We start from the raw sequence: 18,849 nt of genomic DNA, 5'->3' as shown, positions 1-18,849 counted from the left end.
CCCCCGTCCGAAGTCCTTAACAGGAGGCGAAAAGTTCCGAATTCTTCCGAAGCCGGAAAGCGAGATGCTTCAGCACCGCGACGCTTCGCGTTCGGGCCGTTCGTGCTCGACCTGCTGCGCGGGACGCTTGTTCGCGAGGGCAAGCCAGTTGCGGTCGGGCAAAAAGGCTTGTCGTTGCTTCAGGCCCTGGTGGAGGCACCGACGCAGGCGCTGAGCAGGACGGCCCTCATGGAGGCCGCCTGGTCCGATGCCGTCGTCGAGGAAAGCAATCTTTCGGTGCAGATTGCCGCCCTGCGCAAGCTACTCGGCCCGCAGCCGGACGGCAGCGAATGGATCGCCACCGTCCCCCGCACCGGATATCGCTTCGCCGGCAGTGTTCATGTGCTTGACCCCGCTGCAGACGATGCGCTTCCGAGCCAACTGGCGGGTCTCTCCGAAAGGGCGTCCATTGCGGTGTTGCCGTTCGCCAATGTCAGCGGCGACAGGGAACAGGCCTATCTGGCTGACGGCATCACCGAGGACATCATCACCGCGCTGACAAGGTTCCGATGGTTCCGGGTGATCGGGCGCAATTCCAGCTTCGTCTATAAGGACAAGTCGGTCGACTCCAAACAGGTGGGCGTCGCCTCAATCCCGCCGGGCAAGCGGACCAAAGCCCATGTTCATGCGCGCCACGAAACAGCATTCTATATGCTGAGCGGAGACGAGTTGGAGATGTGGAGCGGGGACGAACTGCAGTTTCGCGACCTCGTGCATCCCGGCGACTATCTCTACATTCCCGCCAACGTGCTTCACGTTGCCGTGAACCGGGCAAGCACGCCGGCCGCCTTTATTGGCGCCCGCAACGAACCGACCGCACAGGAGAGTGTCATTCTGTTCCCGAAGATGGACGGCAAAATACCGTGAAGCGGCGATCTGGCAGGAAGACAGGCGTACTCCGTCGGTCCACTACCCGACGAGCTGCCGCGCGAGGATCAGCACGGCAGCACCCGCCAGGAACATCGCCATCAGGCCGCCGCGCAGTGAGACAAGGCCGGCAACGATCAAGGCTGCCCATTCCGCCGGTCCGGCGCTGAGCGCCGCCGGCGCCACCAGCGTGGTCAGCACCGCCGCCGGCACGGCGCTCAGCCCGGCCTCGACGCGCGGATGGATCTGGTCGAAGCGCGAGATCACCAGATGACCGCCGATGCGGGTCAGATAGGTCGCGATCGAAGCGGCGACGATGATCCACAAGGTCGTGCTCATGGCCGTGTCTCTACGCCGCTGTGGCGGGGCGGCAGGATGACGGCGAGCAGCACGCCGGCCAGCGCACCTATGGAGACATGCCAGGGCGAGCCGACGGTTTTGTACGCAATGATGGAGGCGGCAGCGCTGGCGATGACCACCGGCAGCCACAGCGGCCGCTTGCGGAAGCTCATGACCAGGCCGAGAAAATAGATCGGCAGCAGGAAGTCGATGCCCAGCACATGGGTGTCGGGAATAAGCTTGCCGAACATCGCGCCGAGCGCGCTTTCGATGACCCAGAACACATAGACCGGCAGCCCAAGCCCCATATACCAGGTAAACCCGACGGTTTCGCCGGCCTCCGCCTTGCGCTCGGCCATCGCGAACTGCGGATCAGTGAGCACGAAATAGCCTATCGCCTGCTGGATCAGTGGCCAATGCGCGATGCGCCGGCCGATACCGGCCGAATAGAGCACGTGGCGAAAATTCACCGCGAAGATCGACAGCACGATCAGCCACGGCGCGACATGCTGGCCGAACAGCTCGATGCCGACCATCTGGCTGGCGCCGCCGAACACCGTTGCGCTCATCAGGAACGCTTCGAGCACGGAAAACCCGTTGTCGACTGCGAGCGCCCCGAACAGCAATGCAAACGGCGCCGATGCCACCACGACGGGCATGCTGAGCCGCACGCCGTCCCAGAAATCGCTTTTCGCACTGTTTTCGGAGATTGCTTCCGCCGACATCAATCGCCTCCTCGGGACGGTCGTATGTAGGGAGGGCCGCCCTGCTTGTCACACCAATTCGCTTGAGGCAAATGATCAGCGGAAGTGATGGCTGAGGCGGGCGGCAAGGCGCTCCAGTGCCCAGTGGATAAAAATCAGACGCTTGGCACCTGGGAGGGCATATCCGTTGGCGCCCATCGGTCCTTGCCAAAAGTGGCGGCCACAGACCCAAGGCCAGAGGTGGTTCCCCAGAGGTGGTTGCAATGAGCGAATTTTTCATCGATCCAAAATTCGGCCGCCTGGCCTTCGGCGCCGATCCCGGCAGCTATCACGCGACGCGGCCTGGCTATCCTGATTGGGTATTCGAAATTCTATGTGAACGGTGCCGTCTCGCCCCTGGCACGGCGACGTTCGAGATTGGCGCAGGTACAGGAACTGCTACGCGCCGCTTACTCGAACTGGGCGCGAGCCCGATGCTCGCCATCGAGCCGGATTCTCGCCTCGCGACTTTCCTTTGCGAGACTATTCAGGACAAGGCGCTCTCGGTGAGCGTCTCTGCGTTTGAGGATGCCGTCCTTGAGAAGGCCGGTTTTGATCTCGGCGTCAGCGCCACTGCCTTTCATTGGCTGGATGAGGACACCGCGCTGGTCAAGGTCGCCGAGCTGCTTCGGCCGGGCGGCTGGTGGGCAATGGTCTGGAATGTATTCGGCGACAACAGTCGCCCCGATCCCTTTCATGATGCGACGAAGGCACTGCTTGAAGGGCCTTCGAGCCCTTCGGCGGGCTCAAATGGTATTCCGTTCGCCCTTGATGCCGAGGCCCGCGTGGCGGCGCTGGAGCGAACCGGCGCGTTCGATTCCATCGAACATCGGACAAGTGTCTGGTCGCTCGTCCTCGATCCTGACCAGACGGTCGCCCTCTATGCCACTTTTTCCAACATCAACATCCGCAGCGACCGCGAAGCAATCCTGGCGGAGCTGGGTCGCATCGTCCGCGACGAGTTCCAAGGCTCCATAACCCGCAACATGACCACCAGCCTCTACACTGCGCGGCGCATTTGACTGTCTGATTTATCCGCTAGCGCGGCGAAGCCTTGCCTTCGATCGCCCTGCCCCAGTCGAGCAGCGGTTTTGCCCGCATGACGAAGTCGACGAGTTCGTCGACCAATCCAGCTCCATAAATATCCGCCGGCTCGACTGCGTGCCGGACGGCAAAATGCCGGTTGCGGATCGCGGCGGCGAGATCGGGCTCGGCGATATGCTCGAAGCCGCGCGGCGTGCGCTTCATGCAGCCGTCCGGGTCGAGCTCAAGGCCGTTCTTTTTCAGCGCCGCGACGAGGGTGCGGAATTCAGCCGGCCGCTTCGCGATCGCGTTGCGCAGTGCCAGCAATAGCTCCGGTCCGGGCTGCCACCAGGCAACGGCGGCAAAGCAGCGCTCGAGCCCGATATGGACGTAAAACACGCCCTGTTCCATCTTGGTGCCGTCAGGCGAAAGGATCGCCGACAAATGCCGGTTATAGGGCCGTTTGTCCTTGGCGAAACGCACATCGCGGTTAATCCGGAACAGCGACTTCTTGCGGTCGCCGCGCAGGCCGAGCCCCGCGGCCGTGAAGCGCTCGGAGAGCGTCTCGACCAGATCGCCGAAGGGATCACGCAGGTCGCGTTCGAAAAGGTGGCGGTTTTCCAAAAACCACTCCCGGCTCTGATGAAAATCGAGCGCCTTGAGGAAGGGAATGGCCTTTTGCCCAAAACCGTAGAACACAGCCGCCATCACCCGCCCTTGCCGATCCGCTGCAGCCAGGTGTCCTCGTCGATCACCTCGATGCCGAATTTGGTCGCGTCCTTCAGCTTGGAACCGGCGCCCGGCCCCGCTACCAGGAGATCGGTCTTCGCAGAAACCGAGCCGGCGACCTTCGCGCCGAGACGTTCAGCCATCGCCTTGGCCTCGGGGCGCGTCATCTTTTCCAGCGTGCCTGTAAACACGATTGTCTTGCCGGCGACCGCACTATCGGCTGAGACGTTCACAATGTATGGCTTCGGGTGGACCTGTGTGAGCAGCGCTTCAAGCACGGCGTCGTTGCGTTCATTGCCGAAGAAATCGCGAAGCGCACCTATCACCGTATCGCCGATGCCGTTGATCGAAGGAAAAACGGTGTGTGGATCGGCCGCCGCCGCCGTCTCCTTGCCAATGCGGATCAACTCCTCGATCGTCGAGAAGGTTCGGGCAAGCACAGCGGCCGTCGTTTCGCCGATATGGCGGATGCCCAGCGCAAAGATGAAGCGATCGAGTTCGGGTTCGCGGCGAGCGTCGATGGCAGCGAAGAGCTTGTCGAGGCCGTCGTAGTTGCGTTCCTCGACACTGCGTACATTCTTGCGCGTCTTGCCCGATGCGGCCTCACGCTGCCTGGCCTGCTCCTCCCGCCGTTCCGCCAGCGCCTTGGTGACGGCGGGACGGCGGTCCCTGAGCGTGAAGATATCGGCAGCTGTCTTGATCAACCCGGCATTGAAGAACAGGTCTATGTTTTCAGCGCCCAGGCCTTCGATATCCATGGCGCCGCGCGACACAAAGTGGCGCAATCCTTCCACGGCCTGCGCAGGGCAGATCAGCTCGCCGGTGCAACGTCGGCGGGAATCCTCCTTGCCGGTCTTCTCGTTGATCTCGCGCGTTGCGGGTGAGCCACAGATCGGACATTTGTGCGGGAATTCGTAGGGCACGGCATCTGGCGGACGCTTATCGGCTACGACGCTGACGATCTGCGGAATGACGTCCCCTGCCCGCTGGATGACCACTGTGTCGCCGATACGCACGTCATAGCCGTCGCGGATCGGCTGGCCGTTGCTATCCAGACCCTTGATGTAATCTTCGTTGTGAAGCGTGACGTTTTCGACCACGACGCCGCCGACCGTGACGGGTGCAAGCCGGGCAACGGGCGCCAGCGTACCGGTACGGCCGACCTGAATGTCGATCCTCAGCACGGTTGTCATGGCCTGTTCGGCCGGAAATTTGTGGGCGATGGCCCAGCGTGGTTCGCCAGTGACGAAACCCCATCTGCGCTGCAATTCCAGCTGGTCGACCTTGTAGACGACGCCGTCGATGTCGTAGCCCAGTGATGAGCGCTGGGTCTCGATCAGGTGATAATGCGCGACCAGTTCCTCGACCGATCTTGCCCGGACCATCAGCGGGCTGACCTTGAACCCCCACTCCGCGAATTTCTGCACGGAATCGTACTGGGTCGGAGCCGGATCCTTTGTGGTAAAGCCCCAGGCGTAGGCAAAGAACTTGAGGTTGCGGCTGGCGGTAATAGACGGGTCCTTCTGACGGAGCGACCCGGCCGCGGTATTGCGCGGATTGACGTAATCCTGGCCGCCGATCGCCGCCGAGCGCTGCTTCAACGCCTCGAATTCCGCGTAGGTCATATAGACCTCACCGCGTATTTCGATGACCTCGGGCCAGCCCGATCCCTTCAAGGTCTTGGGAATGTCGGCGATGGTCCTCAGATTGGCGGTGATGTCCTCGCCAACGGCGCCGTCGCCGCGCGTTGCCCCCTGCACGAACACACCACCTTCATAACGCAGCGAAGCCGACAGCCCGTCGATCTTCGGCTCAGCCGTGAAGGCGATGTCCAGATCCTTGTCGCGATCAAAGAACCGCCGGCCACGTACGATGAAATCGGCGACATCCTGGTCGGTATAGGCCTTGGCGAGGCTGAGCATCGGCACCGCATGACGCACCTTGGCAAAGCCTTCCGCCGGTGGCGCGCCGACCCTGCGTGAGGGGGAATCCTCACGCAGCAAAGCAGGGAAGCGCTGTTCGATGGCGAGATTGCGCCGCGTCAGCGCGTCATATTCCGCGTCCGTGATTATCGGCGCGTCCTCGCCATGGTAGCGCCGGTCGTGCTCGGCGATCTCCTGCGCCAACCGCTTCAACTCGCTTGCCGCCTCGCTTTCGCTGAGCGAATCGACTGGTTTTTCGTCCATACACTGCTCCCTCCACGGTGGCGCGACACAATAGAACAGGATTCTCTCATGAGGGAGAGATCAGACACGGAAATCATTCCTGAACAGCAGGATGGAGCCAGACCCTGACTCAGGTCACGAGCGCCGGAAACGAACTCGTCTAGAGCAATTCCAGGAAAAGTGTGAAACGGTTTTCCGTCCGGAATCGCGCAAAACAAAGAGGTAGAGCGGTTCGGCGTGATGAACCGCTCTACGCTGCCGCGATGTTCTCCCGCAGCAAGCGCTCGGCCGCCGCGCGCGCCTCGTCGGTGATGGTGGCGCCGGCGAGCATGCGCGCGATCTCCTCCTGCCGCGCCGCCCGGTCCATCTCGGCGATGCCGGTCGACACCCGGTCGGCCCCGCCTGACTTGGAGATCAGGAAATGCGTCGCGGCGCGCGCCGCCACTTGCGGCGCGTGCGTGACCGAAAGCACCTGCACGCGCTTTGCCAGCCGCGCCAGCCGCTGGCCGATGGCGTCGGCAACCGCGCCGCCTACCCCGGTGTCGATTTCGTCGAAGACCAGGGTCGGCGCCGAGCCGCGATCGGCCAGCGCCACCTTGAGTGCCAGCAGAAAGCGCGAAAGCTCGCCGCCGGAAGCGACCTTCATCATTGGGCCGGGCCGGGTGCCGGGGTTGGTGTGCACCCAGAACTCGACCTGGTCGATGCCTTCTTCCATGCGGCTCCCGGCATCGCTTGCGATCTCGACGATGAACTCAGCCCGTTCGAGCTTCAGCGCCGGCAGTTCGGCCATTACCGCCTTGGTCAGCCCTGCGGCCGCCGCATGGCGAAGCGACGACAGCTGGGCCGCCGTAATGTCATAGGCCTGACGCGCAGCTGCAGCCTGTCTCTCCAGCGCATGCAGGCGCTCTTCGCCAGCGTCGAGATCGGTAAGGTCGGCCGCCATGGTGTCGCGCAGTTGCGCCAGATCGTCGACAGCGACGCTGTGCTTGCGCGAGGCGGCACGCAGCGCAAACAGCCGCTCCTCGGCCTTCTCCAGCCGCTGCGGATCATATTCAGTGGCGCGAAGTGCTGCTTCCACGCCCGACTGCGCCGCGTCGAGCGACAGCATCGCCTCGTCGAGCGATTTGACGACCTCTTCAAGCAAGCCGGGCGCTTCCGTCACCTTGCGCTGCAGCCGCCTGAGCAGGCTGGCCAACTGCGGCAAGGGTGAGGACGGGCCCGAGAGCACATCCTGCGCATCGTGGATTTCCGAGGCGATCTTTTCGGCACGCATCATCGAGGCGCGCAGTTCGGCGAGCTCGGTCTCTTCACCCGGTTGCGGATCGAGCCTGGTCAATTCGGCGACCGCCGCACGCAGATAATCGGCCTCGCGGGAAGCCGCCTCGACTTTGGCCCGGTGCCGTGAAAATTCCTGCTCGCAGGCGCGCCAGTGCCGCCACGCCTCGCCTGTTGCACGCGCGGCGCCCAGATGACCGCCGAAGCTGTCCAGCAATTCCCGATGCGCACCGGGATCGACCAAAGCGCGCTCGTCGTGCTGGCCGTGGATCTCGACCAGCGCATGGCCGACGTCGCGCATCAGCGTCACGCTGGACGGCTGGTCGTTGACGAAAACGCGCGTGCGGCCGTCCGCCGTCTGGACGCGGCGCAGGATGATGTCGCCGTCGTCCTCGATGGCGTTCTCGGCGAGCAGCATACGGGCCGGGTGGTTGCGCGGCACGTCGAACACAGCGATGACCTGGCCTTGTGCCGCGCCATGCCGCACCAGCGAGGCGTCGCCGCGGGCGCCAAGCGCCAGCGACAAGGCGTCGAGCAGGATGGACTTTCCGGCGCCGGTTTCGCCGGTCAGCACCGAAAGGCCGGACGAGAAGTCGATGTCCAGCTTCTCGATCAGAACGATATCGCGGATCGACAGCCTGGAGAGCATGGTGACGCGCCGCTCAGGCGCCGGTGATCAGCTTCCCGGCCTTGGAGATCCACGATCCGGCATTCTCGCGCGGCTCGAGCCCACCACTCTGCAGGAGCTTATAGGAGTCCTTGTACCACTGGCTGTCGGGATAGTTGGTGCCGAGCACGGCCGCGGCGGTCTGCGCTTCCGACGTCAGCCCCATCGCGTAGTAGCTCTCGGTCAGACGCGCCAGCGCCTCCTCGACATGGCGTGTGTTGGAATAGTTCTCCACCACGTTGCGGAATCGTTTGACGGCTGCGATGTACTCGCGGCGCTCGAGATAATAGCGGCCGATCTGCATCTCTTTGCCGGCGAGCTGATCGTTGGCGAAGCGGATCTTCTCCTTGGCGTCGTCGGCATATTCGGACGTGGGCCAGCGCGTCACCAGGTCCTGCATCGTCTGCACGGTAAGACGCGCTTCCTTCTGGTCCTGGGTGACGTCCTTGATCTGGCGGTAGTAGCTCAGCCCGATAATATATTGGGCATAGGCTGCATCGTCGGTCGACGGGTAAAGGGTCAGGTAGCGCTTGGCCGAACCGATCGCCTCGTCGTAATTGCCCTGACGGTAGTCGGCAAAGGCGCCCATCACCATCGATTTGCGGGCGAATTCCGAATACGGATGCTGGCGGTCGACGGCATCGAATTTGCGGCTTGCCTCCTGCAGGCGCCCGGCATTCAGATTGGCGAGACCCTGATTATAGAGCACGTCGGCCGGCTCGGTCTGATCGACATAGGTCGATAGATCGACGTCCTTCTCGGACGACATGCAGGCCGACAGAAACAGCGATGGAACGACGACCGAAAGCGCCAGGAAAACAGCCCGCCGCGGCGCCTTCGATTGACCAACTCGCTTGAAAAACATGATTGGATTCCGCCCTTTCGGCGTCATTTCAGTCGACGGCAGCAGCCATAAACCATAACCGCCTTGCCCGGCAACGCTATCCCCGGCCAATCGCACATTTTTGTGGCGGTTTGGCGCCACCTGGAAAGCTGTGCGATTTGGCCGGCCAGTGATGCATCCTTGCAACACAGCTGATCGCAATAAGAGCCGCAAAAACGTTAAGAATCAGATCATCCAGGGCGCAAAGAGGGGGGCATTGACAGCGCTCATCTCGGCGGCACGGCCGCGCTCGCGGCGCGTCGTCTCGACGATCTCGAAAGCCGAACGGTCGGACAAGAGACGGCGCAGCGCCGCGGCGTTCAGCCTGTGGCCACCACGATAGGAGCGGAAGCAGCCGATAAACCGGGCACCGGCGAGCGCCAGGTCGCCCATTGCATCCATCGTCTTGTGCCGCGCGAACTCGTTGGGATAGCGCAGGCCTCCCATGTTGATCACGCGGTTGTCATCGCCGATCACCAGCGAGTTCTCCAGCGAGGAGCCGAGCGCGTAGCCAGCTGCCCATAGCCGCTCGACGTCCTTCATGAACCCGAAAGTGCGGGCCCGCGCGACGTCGCGGCGGAAAATGTCGGCATTCATATCGGATGCGAAAAGCTGGCGGCCGATCGCCGGGCTTTCGAAATCGATCTCGATCTCGAAGCGCGTGCCATCATAGGGCCTGAACTCCGCCCAGCAGGCGCCGTTCTCGATGCGAACCGGCTTGACCACCCTGATGTAGCGACGCTTGACCGGCAGCGTTTCGATGCCTGCCTGGTCCATGGCCTCGATGAACATGACCGCGCTGCCGTCGAGGATAGGCACCTCACGGCCGTCGATTTCAATGACGAGATTGTCGATCCCAAGCCCAAAGAGCGTCGCCATCAGATGCTCGACCGTGGCAATGTGCTCGCCTTGCGGATCGCCAAGCATGGTGCAGAGGTCGGTGGCACCGACCTCGGAAACGAGCGCGCGAAATTCGTGGCTTCCGCTTGCATTCGAAAGCTGGAAGACGATACCCGTATCGGCATCTGCCGGCAGGAAATGGACGGTGACCGGATTGCCGCTATGGACGCCGATACCAGTCAGCGTCGCACGCGATTTAAGTGTCGTCTGATAGTCGTGCAAAACAATCCCCATAGCCCGTACTGCCTAGGTCCGCTTCATCTGCCCTGAGGGCGCGGCTCTTGATTGATCGGCAGGCAGGGCCACTTCCCCGAGACTCCCAGCAAACCGACTTTGGTCGGTGGCGAAGATAATGGTCCCACAGGGAGACTCCAAATCACGGTTTCTTACTCTTTGTAACTGCGGTCCAGCGCGGGATTGCCCCATAAGTCCTTGTTTTAAAATCGCTTTTAATATTAACAGGCGAACAGTTTCCTGCTCGCCTGTTAACAACTGTTACGAACCGTCAACAGATCAATTGGCCTGCCGGCGCAGGAAGGCGGGAATCTCCAGCTGATCGTCTTCCTGGACAGCCCGGCTCTGCGGCGTCAGTCGGCCCTGCTCGTCCAGCTGGCCGCGGCGCGGCGCGTAAAGCTGCGGATCCTGGCTGGCTAGGCGGCGCACTTCCGCCGGCGCCTGGCGCAGTTTCGGTTCGCGCGGCTGCGCCGGCTGCAGCCGTGCAGGTTCCTCTTCGCGGCGGGTTAGGCCGTTGGTCAGGCGCTTGAGCAAGCCCATCGGGCCGCTGTTCTCGTGGTCGGCCGGGCGGGCCTTGGCTTCCACTTCAGCCTTCACCTGCGGCGGGAAATCCTCTACCCGCGGCATGCGCTGGGGTGCCGCGGCAATCGGCTGCGGCATTTCACGATGCGGAGCCGGCTGCATCGCTTGCTGAACCACTGGCTGCATCATCGGCTGCGGCTGAGCGGGAGGCGCCTGGAAGATCTTGCTCTGCGGACGGAAGTCTTCCGAATGCGCGACCGGTGCCGGGCGGGCCTGCGCCATCGCTGCCGCATTCGCCTCGGCGAGCTGAATGGCCTCGGCGACCGGATCGGCAGCACGTGGTTCATAGATCGGCTGCTGGACAGGCGCCGGGCGCATTTCCGTGACCTGAGCCGCCGGGCGGCTGACCGGCTTCGGCGGAGCCGTGCGGATGGCGATCGGCGCTGCAGCGATTTCGGCCGCCGATTTGTCGATGCCGGTGGCGACCACCGACACGCGGATAACGCCTTCGAGTTCCTCATCGAAGGTGGCGCCCAGAATGATGTTGGCGTCCTGGTCGACCTCTTCGCGAATGCGGGTTGCGGCCTCGTCGACTTCGAACAGTGTCAGGTCGCGGCCGCCGGTGATCGAGATCAGCAGGCCCTTGGCGCCCTTCATCGAGGTCTCGTCGAGCAGCGGGTTGGCGATGGCGGCTTCCGCGGCGGCCATTGCGCGGCCCTCGCCCGAAGCCTCGCCGGTTCCCATCATCGCCTTGCCCATTTCGCGCATGACCGAGCGGACGTCGGCGAAGTCGAGATTGATCAGGCCTTCCTTGACCATCAGGTCGGTGATGCAGGCGACACCCGAATAGAGCACCTGGTCGGCCATGGCGAAGGCGTCGGCGAAGGTCGTCTTGTCATTGGCCAGCCGGAACAGGTTCTGGTTGGGAATGACGATCAGCGTATCGACACATTTCTGCAGTTCCTCGATACCCATGTCGGCCGTCTTCATGCGGCGCTGGCCTTCGAAGTGGAACGGCTTGGTGACGACGCCGACGGTAAGGATGCCCTTTTCGCGGGCAGCGCGCGCGACCACGGGCGCCGCCCCGGTGCCGGTGCCGCCGCCCATGCCGGCGGTAACGAAGCACATATGCGTGTTCGAGAGATGATCGATGATCTCGTCGATGCACTCTTCCGCCGCCGCGCGCCCGACTTCAGGCTGCGATCCGGCGCCGAGACCCTCGGTGACATGCGCACCGAGCTGGATCAGCCGCTCGGCCTTCGACATCGTCAGTGCCTGCGCGTCGGTGTTGGCCACCACGAACTCGACGCCGCGCAAGCCGGCGGTGATCATGTTGTTGACGGCATTGCCGCCGCCGCCGCCGACACCAAACACGGTGATGCGCGGCTTGAGCTCGGTGATGTCCGGCTTCTGCAGATTGATGGTCATTGTCTTCGTCCTTTGCCTTTCCCGCCGCTTCGCCGCCGCGGCCGCCTATGGGGCTGTCCCCGTCAAATTAAAAACTGTCTCTCAACCACTGACTCATTCGATGCAGTTTTCCGCCTGTTCCGGTCATCCGAAGACCGGAAATTCCCTTCGCCGGGCGGCTCTCGAAGCTCGCCATCTGCGGGTAGATCAGAAGTCCGACCGGGGTCGAGAAAGCCGGCCCCTTGGCCGCCTCGGGCAGGCCTGCCACGCCGAGCGGGCGGCCAATGCGCACATTGCGGCCGAGAATGCGGCGTGCGGCTTCGGGCAGGCCGGCAAGCTGGCTGGCGCCGCCGGTCAGCACCACCCGCTTGCCGACGGCATTGCCGTAGCCGGACTTGTTCAGCCGGTCGCGCAGCAGTTCCAGCGTCTCGTCGATGCGGGCGCGGATGATGCGCGTCATCACCGAGCGCGGAATCTGCAACGGCACCTCGCCGTCTTCGCCGATCGGATGGATCGAGACCAGGTCGCGGTCGTCGGCGCTTCCTGGCAGCGCCGAGCCATGCATCACTTTCAGCCTTTCAGCGGCATCGAGCGAGGTCGACAGGCCCTTGGCCATATCCAGCGTGACGTGGTTGCCGCCAATCGCGATGGCGTCGCCGTGGACGAACTTGCCTTCCGAAAATACCGAGATCGTCGTCGTGCCGCCGCCCATGTCGATGCAGGCCGCGCCCATTTCGAGCTCGTCGTCGACCAGGGCGGCTAGCCCGCTGGCATAGGGTGTCGCCACCATGCGCTCGACCGAGAGATGCGAGCGGTTGATGCAGAGCTCCAGATTGCGCAGAGGCGCCGCGTCGCCTGTCAGCACGTGCATGTCGACGCCAAGCTGGTCGCCAACCATGCCGCGCGGATCGCGCACACCGCGCTCGGCATCCAGCGAAAAGGCCACGGGAAGCGAATGGATCACCTCGCGCTCAGCCCGCAGCGCCTGCTTGGCGCCGGCGGCAAGCACGCGTTTGATGTCGGCCTCGTCTGCTTCATGACCGCCGAGATTGATGGTGGCCGAAAAAGCCTCGCTCTTCAGCCGGCCGGCGGTCATGTTGACGATCAGCGAATCGACCGTCAGTCCCGCCATGCGTTCGGCGGCGTCGACGGCAAGACGGATGGCGTGCTCGGCACGGTCGAGATCGATGACGACGCCCGATTTCACGCCTTGCGATTTCTGGTGGCCGATGCCGATCACCTGGATGCGATGCGAGCGTCCGCGCAGCAGCTTGCCATCGTCGCGCGGCTTGAGCTTGGCCACCACGCAGCAGACCTTGCTGGAACCGACATCCAGCACCGTCAGGATGCCGGACCGGCGCGACGAGGCATCGCTGTTGCCGCCAAGCCAGCTCATATCTTCGTCTCCGGCTTGCGCTTCAGCATCTTGGGCTTTTCGTTAAGCGCAGCCTCGCGCTGCGTCGCCGCTTCCGGCGTCAACTGGACGACCAGACGGTCGGAAAGGCGCATGTCGACGGCTGCGATGTCGCGCGTCAAAAGCCCGTTCTCGTGGTCCATCCTGACCAGGTCGGCAATCGCCTGGTCCTCACCGTCTTCGGGAAGCTTGACGGTGATGCCATTCTCAAGCTTGAGATCCCAGCGCCGTTCGCCGATGCGGATATAGCCTTTGATCCGCGCGGCAAGCTCCGGATAATTCTTGATCCTGGCCAGGAAATCCGGCGCCTTGGCCGGTGCGCCGGTGCCGATGATCAGCGGCAGCAATATCTGCTTGCCGCCGGAGAACGGCGCGATCACGGTGCCGGATTTCTCGATGACCGAAAGCGCGCTCCCTTGCTGCCACAGCGCGAACGGCTCGCGCTCCTCGACGCGCACTTCCAGCGTATGCGGGTAGACTTTGCGCACTGCCGCGGCTTCGACCCAGGGCAGCGTGGTGATGCGTTCGCGCGCAGCTTCGGCATCGAAACCGATCAGCGAGGTCCAGCCGTCGAGTTCCAGCCTGTCGAGAATATCGATCTCGGAGGTTTCGCGGTTGCCGACGACCTTGACTTGGTCGACGGCAAAACCGGTGCGGGCGGTGACACTCTGGACGATGGCGTCGGCATGCCCGCCGAGATAGGCGCCATAGGCGCTGCTCGAAATAAGCAGTGCCGCCGACAGGATGGCAGCGCAATAGGGCGGCGCTTCGAAATCGCCCTCGCCGAGGCGCGCCAGCACACGCACCGGCCGGCGGAGCAGGCGTGGCAGCACGAAATGGTCGAACGACAACGGCATGCCGAACAGCACCGGCCCGGCCGCGCCCTTCCCCTTGCCCTGTCCCCACTTCAACGCAGACACGAAGCGTCCTCCACCATCCAACTCAACAAATCGCCGAACGAGTGTCCCGCTTGCGCGGCGATTTCCGGCACCAAAGACGTCGGCGTCATACCCGGCTGGGTGTTGACCTCGAGCCAGACAATTTCACCGTTTTCGGAGTGACGATCGTCATAACGGAAGTCCGACCGGGAAACGCCCCGACAGCCGATAGCTTGGTGAGCCTTGAGCGTCAGTGTCTGTATTTTTTGGTAAATATTCGGTGAAAGTTTTGCCGGGCATTCGTGTTTTGATCCGCCCGCGACGTATTTTGAATCATAGTCGTAGAAGGAATGGCCGGTCGGGATGATCTCGCAGACACCGAGCGCCACATCGCCCATCACCGCGCACGTCAATTCTCGCCCGTGCACATAACGCTCGACCATCACCGTATCGCCATATCTCCACTCGGACGAGCCGATGATCTGCGGTGGATGCGACTGGCCTTCATGCACGATGACGACGCCGAAGCTCGATCCTTCGTTGACCGGCTTGACCACATAGGGCGGCTTCATCGGGTGCTTGTTCTGGATGGCGAAGCGATTGGCCACCTTCGATTCCGCTACCGGAATGCCGGCCGCTTTGGCGACCTTCTTGGCCTGTTCCTTGTTCATCGCGAGCGCCGAGGCAAGCACGCCGGAATGGGTGTACGGAATGGCCAGATACTCGAGGATGCCCTGGATGGTGCCGTCCTCGCCGAAGGGGCCGTGCAGCGCGTTGAAGACGACGTCGGGCTTGAGCTCGACGAGCACCGAGCTGATGTCGCGCGAGACGTCGACCCGGGTGACCTGGTAGCCCTCCCCCTCGAGTGTATCGGCGCAGGCTTTGCCCGACGACAGGGACACGGGCCGCTCGGACGAGAATCCCCCCAGAAGGACGGCCACGTGCTTGCTTGTCATTCCCCGTCATTTCCTCTCACAGCAGGCCTGCACCATCGTGCATGGCCCGAAAAGCATCGCGCGCACTCAAATACGCCGAGCAGCTTTGCTCCCGTGTTTCCGCAACATTGAGTCCGAGTCTCCCGGCAGGTTGCCCCCCCAGACGGAAACGCGAGTAACGCGTCGAAACGACTCAAATCAGGAAACGCTTCAGGGCAGAGAATCAGAGAGTTGATTCGCTGGCAAGTGCTTACGATTCCGATGGATTCACTTTCCGCAAAAACGGCAGCAAAATGTGAATTCATGAGGTCCGGAGGCAACGGTCTTCGGCTTGCGCTAAAGCAGCTGCCCGAGAAATTCCTGGACGGCATGGCCCGGCCGAAAATTGCCGATGCGCTTGATCTCCCACTGCAGCCGGATGCCCGATCTTTCGAGCACGCGCGCACGCACCGTCTCACCGAGATATTCAAGCTCGTAGCCTGTGGCGGTCCCGGTGTTGATCATGAAGTTGCAATGCATCGGCGACATCTGTGCCCCGCCGACCATCAGGCCGCGGCAGCCGGCCTTGTCGATTTCCTTCCAGGCCGAGGTGCCCTCGGGATTCTTGAAGGTCGAGCCACCGGTCTTTTCGCGGATCGGCTGCACGGTCTCGCGATGGTTCTGGACAGCATCCATCGCGGCCTTGATCGCCGCCTTGTCCTCCGGAACGCCTTCGAACAGCGCCGACGTGAAGATCAGCCCGGACGGCGCAGCTGAATGGCGATAGGCATAGCCCATGTCGGCGTTGCTCAGCACATGCACATTGCCCTTGCGGTCGAGCGCCCGCATCTCGACCACGCGCTCGCGCGTCTCGACACCGTTGGCGCCGGCGTTCATCCTCAGCGCTCCGCCGATGGCGCCGGGAATGCCGTGGTAGAAATGAAAGCCGCCGATGCCGGCCTCGTAGGCAACGGCCGCAACGCGCTTGTCGGGTGTCGCGGCACCCGCCTTGATCGTGGTCGGCGCTATCACTTCGGTCTCGCCAAAGCCTTTGGCCGAAAGCCGGATGACGAAGCCCGCAATGCCGCCGTCACGGACAAGCAGGTTTGAGCCGACGCCGACGATGGTCAGCGGTATTTCCTCGGGCACCGCCTTCAGGAACGCGGCAAGATCGTCCTCGTCGGCCGGCTGGAACAATGCCTCCGCGAGCCCGCCGGCTCGAAACCAGGTGATCTTGTCCATCTCGGCATTGGGCGTGATGCGGCCGCGCAGTCCGGCAAGCCGGTCGCCAAGCTTGTCGATCAACGCCTGGCCGCGCATCATGAGATAGTCCCGCCGAGTTCTTTGGGCAGCGCATAGGCCCATTGGGTGATGTTGCCAGCGCCGAGGAAGACGACGAAATCGCCCGGCTTCGCCACCTCGCGCACGATCGGCGCAATCGCCGCCGGACCTTCGATGTAGCGTGCGTCGCGATGGCCGCCGGAGCGGATGCGCGACACCAGTGCGTCGGACGTAACGCCGTCGATCGGTTCCTCGCCGGCCGCATAGACGGGCGCCACCATTACCGTATCGGCGTCGTTGAAGCAGACGGAAAACTCGTCGAACAGATCGCGCAGCCGAGTGAAGCGATGCGGTTGGGTAACGGCGATGATGCGGCCCTTGGTGGCGCTGCGCGCGGCCTTCAGTACCGCCGTGATCTCGACCGGATGATGACCGTAATCGTCGAACACATCGACACCGTTCCACGAACCGGTATGGGTGAAGCGCCGCTTGACGCCGGCGAAGGACGACAGACCCTTCTTGATTGCCTCAGCCGAAAGGCCGAGCTCATGCGCGACGGCAATCGCCGCCGTCGCATTGGAGACATTGTGGCGCCCGGGCATGGGTAGCCGCAGACCTGATATCGTTATCTGGCCGTGCGTCTTGCGGTCGCGGATCACCACGTCGAATTCCGAGGTCGGGCCGTCCATGCGGTGATTGGTGAAGCGCACGTCGGCCTGCGCATTTTCGCCATAGGTGATGACGCGCCGGTCCTCGATGCGGCCGACCAGCGCCTGCACCTCGGGATGGTCGGTGCACATCACGCCAAAGCCGTAGAACGGCACGTTCTCGACGAACTGGCGAAACGCCTCGCGCACTTTGTCGAAGGAGCCGTAATGGTCGAGATGTTCGGGGTCGATATTGGTGACGACGGCAATCTCGGCCGGCAGCTTGAGGAAGGTGCCGTCGCTCTCGTCGGCCTCGACCACCATCCATTCGCCGTCGCCCATGCGGGCGTTGGTGCCATAGGCATTGATGATGCCGCCATTGATCACCGTCGGGTCGAGCCCGCCGGCATCGAGTAGCGTCGCCACCATCGAAGTCGTCGTTGTCTTGCCGTGCGTGCCGCCGATCGCGACCGCCTGCCGGAAGCGCATCAGCTCGGCTAGCATTTCGGCGCGCCGCACGATCGGCAGCAACTTCTCTCTCGCCGCCTTCAGCTCCGGGTTGGATTTCTTGATTGCGGTGGAGACGACGACCACTTCGGCCTCGCCGAGGTTCTCGGCCTGGTGGCCGACGAAGCATTCGATGCCCTTGTCGCGCAGCCGCTGCACATTGGCGCTGTCGGCCTGATCGGATCCCTGCACCTTGTAGCCGAGATTGTGCAGCACCTCGGCGATGCCGCTCATGCCGATGCCGCCAATGCCGATGAAATGCACGAGGCCGATCGTCTGTGGCATCTTCATCAATGCGTCTCCTTCCTGAATTCCGAAACGGATTTCCTGGACGCAATAGCCTCTGTCAGATCGGCGAGCAACCGCGCGGCATCCGGTTTACCGGACGATTTCGCCGCCGCAGCCATTGTCGCCGCCCTGCCTGGATCATCCATTAGCCCGCCGACAAGCGCAGCGATCCGCTCCGCCGAAAGCGTGGATTGCGGATGCACCTCGGCGCCACCCGCTGCGGCAAGGGCGGCCGCATTCGCCGCCTGGTCGTGGTCGAGCGCGTGCGGATAAGGCACCAGCAGCGCCGGCCTGCCGATCACCGCGATTTCCGATACGGTCGACGCGCCGGAGCGCGACATCACCAGATGCGCCGCCGCGAGCCGCGCCGCCATGTCGGTGAAGAAGGGCGACACCTCGGCCTCGATGCCAAGCGCGGCATAGGCGGCTTCCACCCGCGCCACATCGTCGGCGCGGGCCTGCTGCGTGATCGCCAGTCGCCTACGCTGTGCATCGGAAAACCGGGCGATCGCCGCCGGCACCGCATCGGAAAAGAACTGCGCGCCCTGGCTGCCGCCAAACACCAGAAACCGGAACGGCTCTTCGCCGGCCGATGCAGCATAGGGTGTATTCGCTGCTTCCAACACTTGCGGCCTGACCGGATTGCCGGTGGTCACCGTCTTGGCGCCAGTGGCACTGATGTCTTCCGGCAGGAACCCGCCGGCAACGGCGTCGACGCGGCCGGCGAGCGCCCGATTGGCGCGGCCCATCACCGCATTCTGCTCGTGGATCAGCGTCGGCACCTTGCGCCGGGTCGCCGCGTAAAGCGGCGGCAGTGTCGGATAGCCGCCGAAGCCGACCACGATGGCGGGCTTGATGCTGGCGATGACGGCCGACGCCTGCCGCACCCCGCGCCAGATTTTCCAAAACGCGGCGAGCATGGCAAAAGGATTCTTCGACCCCATCGTCGCCGACTGGATCGGATGGATGGCGGTCGCCGGGAACTGCCCGGCAAAGCGCTCGGCGCGGTCGTCGGTGGCCAGATGTACCGCCCAGCCGCGCGCCTTGAGCTCATGTGCCAGCGCCTCGGCCGGGAACAGATGTCCGCCCGTTCCGCCAGCAGCTAGAAGGATGACCCCCTTCGCCAT

The 18,849-nt window shown here is 63.4% G+C and carries 16 protein-coding genes; 2 read left to right on the top strand and 14 right to left on the bottom strand.

From position 1 onward, the window contains the following. Window positions 1-102 precede the first annotated feature (102 nt). A complete protein-coding gene (locus NKH91_RS09585; protein ID WP_352844518.1) occupies window positions 103-906 on the top strand; it encodes a winged helix-turn-helix domain-containing protein in 804 nt (267 codons plus the stop codon). Between the two features lie 42 nt (window positions 907-948). Here the strand turns inward: NKH91_RS09585 and NKH91_RS09580 are convergent, their stop codons facing one another. Further along, window positions 949-1,245, bottom strand: a complete 297-nt coding sequence (locus tag NKH91_RS09580; protein WP_352699262.1) for an AzlD family protein — start codon at window positions 1,243-1,245, stop codon at window positions 949-951. After that, complete coding sequence (locus tag NKH91_RS09575; protein ID WP_023721188.1) at window positions 1,242-1,970, bottom strand: AzlC family ABC transporter permease; 729 nt, start codon at window positions 1,968-1,970, stop codon at window positions 1,242-1,244. The genes NKH91_RS09580 and NKH91_RS09575 overlap by 4 nt, the downstream gene beginning before the upstream one ends. Window positions 1,971-2,212: 242 nt before the next feature. Between NKH91_RS09575 and NKH91_RS09570 the strand changes: the two genes are divergently transcribed. Continuing rightward, complete coding sequence (locus NKH91_RS09570) at window positions 2,213-3,010, top strand: class I SAM-dependent methyltransferase (RefSeq protein ID WP_352481533.1); 798 nt, start codon at window positions 2,213-2,215, stop codon at window positions 3,008-3,010. A gap of 16 nt (window positions 3,011-3,026) precedes the next feature. Here the strand turns inward: NKH91_RS09570 and NKH91_RS09565 are convergent, their stop codons facing one another. The 12 genes from NKH91_RS09565 to murG all read right to left on the bottom strand — a co-directional run bounded on the left by NKH91_RS09565 (window position 3,027) and on the right by murG (window position 18,849). Further along, window positions 3,027-3,719 (bottom strand): DUF2461 domain-containing protein, encoded by a 693-nt coding sequence (locus tag NKH91_RS09565; RefSeq protein WP_352844519.1) that lies wholly within the window; start codon window positions 3,717-3,719, stop codon window positions 3,027-3,029. Next, window positions 3,719-5,926 (bottom strand): NAD-dependent DNA ligase LigA, encoded by a 2,208-nt coding sequence (gene ligA, locus NKH91_RS09560; protein WP_352844520.1) that lies wholly within the window; start codon window positions 5,924-5,926, stop codon window positions 3,719-3,721. Before ligA ends, NKH91_RS09565 begins: the two co-directional genes overlap by 1 nt. Before the next feature lie 229 nt (window positions 5,927-6,155). After that, entirely contained in the window at window positions 6,156-7,829 is a 1,674-nt protein-coding gene (gene recN / locus NKH91_RS09555; RefSeq protein ID WP_352547022.1) for a DNA repair protein RecN, read from the bottom strand. Between the two features lie 13 nt (window positions 7,830-7,842). Continuing rightward, the gene (locus tag NKH91_RS09550) at window positions 7,843-8,712 is read right to left on the bottom strand and encodes an outer membrane protein assembly factor BamD (RefSeq protein WP_352456160.1); all 870 of its coding nucleotides are present in this window, start codon (window positions 8,710-8,712) and stop codon (window positions 7,843-7,845) included. 204 nt (window positions 8,713-8,916) lie between these two features. After that, window positions 8,917-9,864 carry a UDP-3-O-acyl-N-acetylglucosamine deacetylase gene (gene lpxC / locus NKH91_RS09545; protein ID WP_352481535.1) on the bottom strand — a complete coding sequence of 316 codons (948 nt, stop codon included), beginning with the start codon at window positions 9,862-9,864 and terminating at the stop codon, window positions 8,917-8,919. A gap of 279 nt (window positions 9,865-10,143) precedes the next feature. Further along, on the bottom strand, window positions 10,144-11,814 hold the full coding sequence (gene ftsZ, locus NKH91_RS09540; RefSeq protein ID WP_023721195.1) for a cell division protein FtsZ: 1,671 nt from the start codon (window positions 11,812-11,814) through the stop codon (window positions 10,144-10,146). A 67-nt stretch (window positions 11,815-11,881) separates the two neighbouring features. Then, window positions 11,882-13,189 (bottom strand): cell division protein FtsA, encoded by a 1,308-nt coding sequence (gene ftsA, locus NKH91_RS09535; RefSeq protein WP_023721196.1) that lies wholly within the window; start codon window positions 13,187-13,189, stop codon window positions 11,882-11,884. Then, the gene (locus NKH91_RS09530; protein WP_023721197.1) at window positions 13,186-14,127 is read right to left on the bottom strand and encodes a cell division protein FtsQ/DivIB; all 942 of its coding nucleotides are present in this window, start codon (window positions 14,125-14,127) and stop codon (window positions 13,186-13,188) included. The genes ftsA and NKH91_RS09530 overlap by 4 nt, the downstream gene beginning before the upstream one ends. Then, entirely contained in the window at window positions 14,115-15,041 is a 927-nt protein-coding gene (locus NKH91_RS09525; protein WP_023721198.1) for a D-alanine--D-alanine ligase, read from the bottom strand. The genes NKH91_RS09530 and NKH91_RS09525 overlap by 13 nt, the downstream gene beginning before the upstream one ends. A gap of 315 nt (window positions 15,042-15,356) precedes the next feature. After that, window positions 15,357-16,322, bottom strand: a complete 966-nt coding sequence (gene murB, locus NKH91_RS09520) for a UDP-N-acetylmuramate dehydrogenase (protein WP_352589864.1) — start codon at window positions 16,320-16,322, stop codon at window positions 15,357-15,359. Then, window positions 16,319-17,725 (bottom strand): UDP-N-acetylmuramate--L-alanine ligase, encoded by a 1,407-nt coding sequence (murC, locus tag NKH91_RS09515; RefSeq protein ID WP_292664387.1) that lies wholly within the window; start codon window positions 17,723-17,725, stop codon window positions 16,319-16,321. The genes murB and murC overlap by 4 nt, the downstream gene beginning before the upstream one ends. Further along, window positions 17,725-18,849: an undecaprenyldiphospho-muramoylpentapeptide beta-N-acetylglucosaminyltransferase gene (murG, locus tag NKH91_RS09510; protein ID WP_023721201.1), complete on the bottom strand. Its 1,125-nt coding sequence runs from the start codon at window positions 18,847-18,849 to the stop codon at window positions 17,725-17,727. The genes murC and murG overlap by 1 nt, the downstream gene beginning before the upstream one ends.

Source organism: Mesorhizobium sp. M0894 (assembly GCF_040319725.1).
GTDB lineage: Bacteria > Pseudomonadota > Alphaproteobacteria > Rhizobiales > Rhizobiaceae > Mesorhizobium.
Note: the sequence above shows the minus strand (reverse complement) of the source record. Positions and strands in the feature narration are given on the sequence as shown.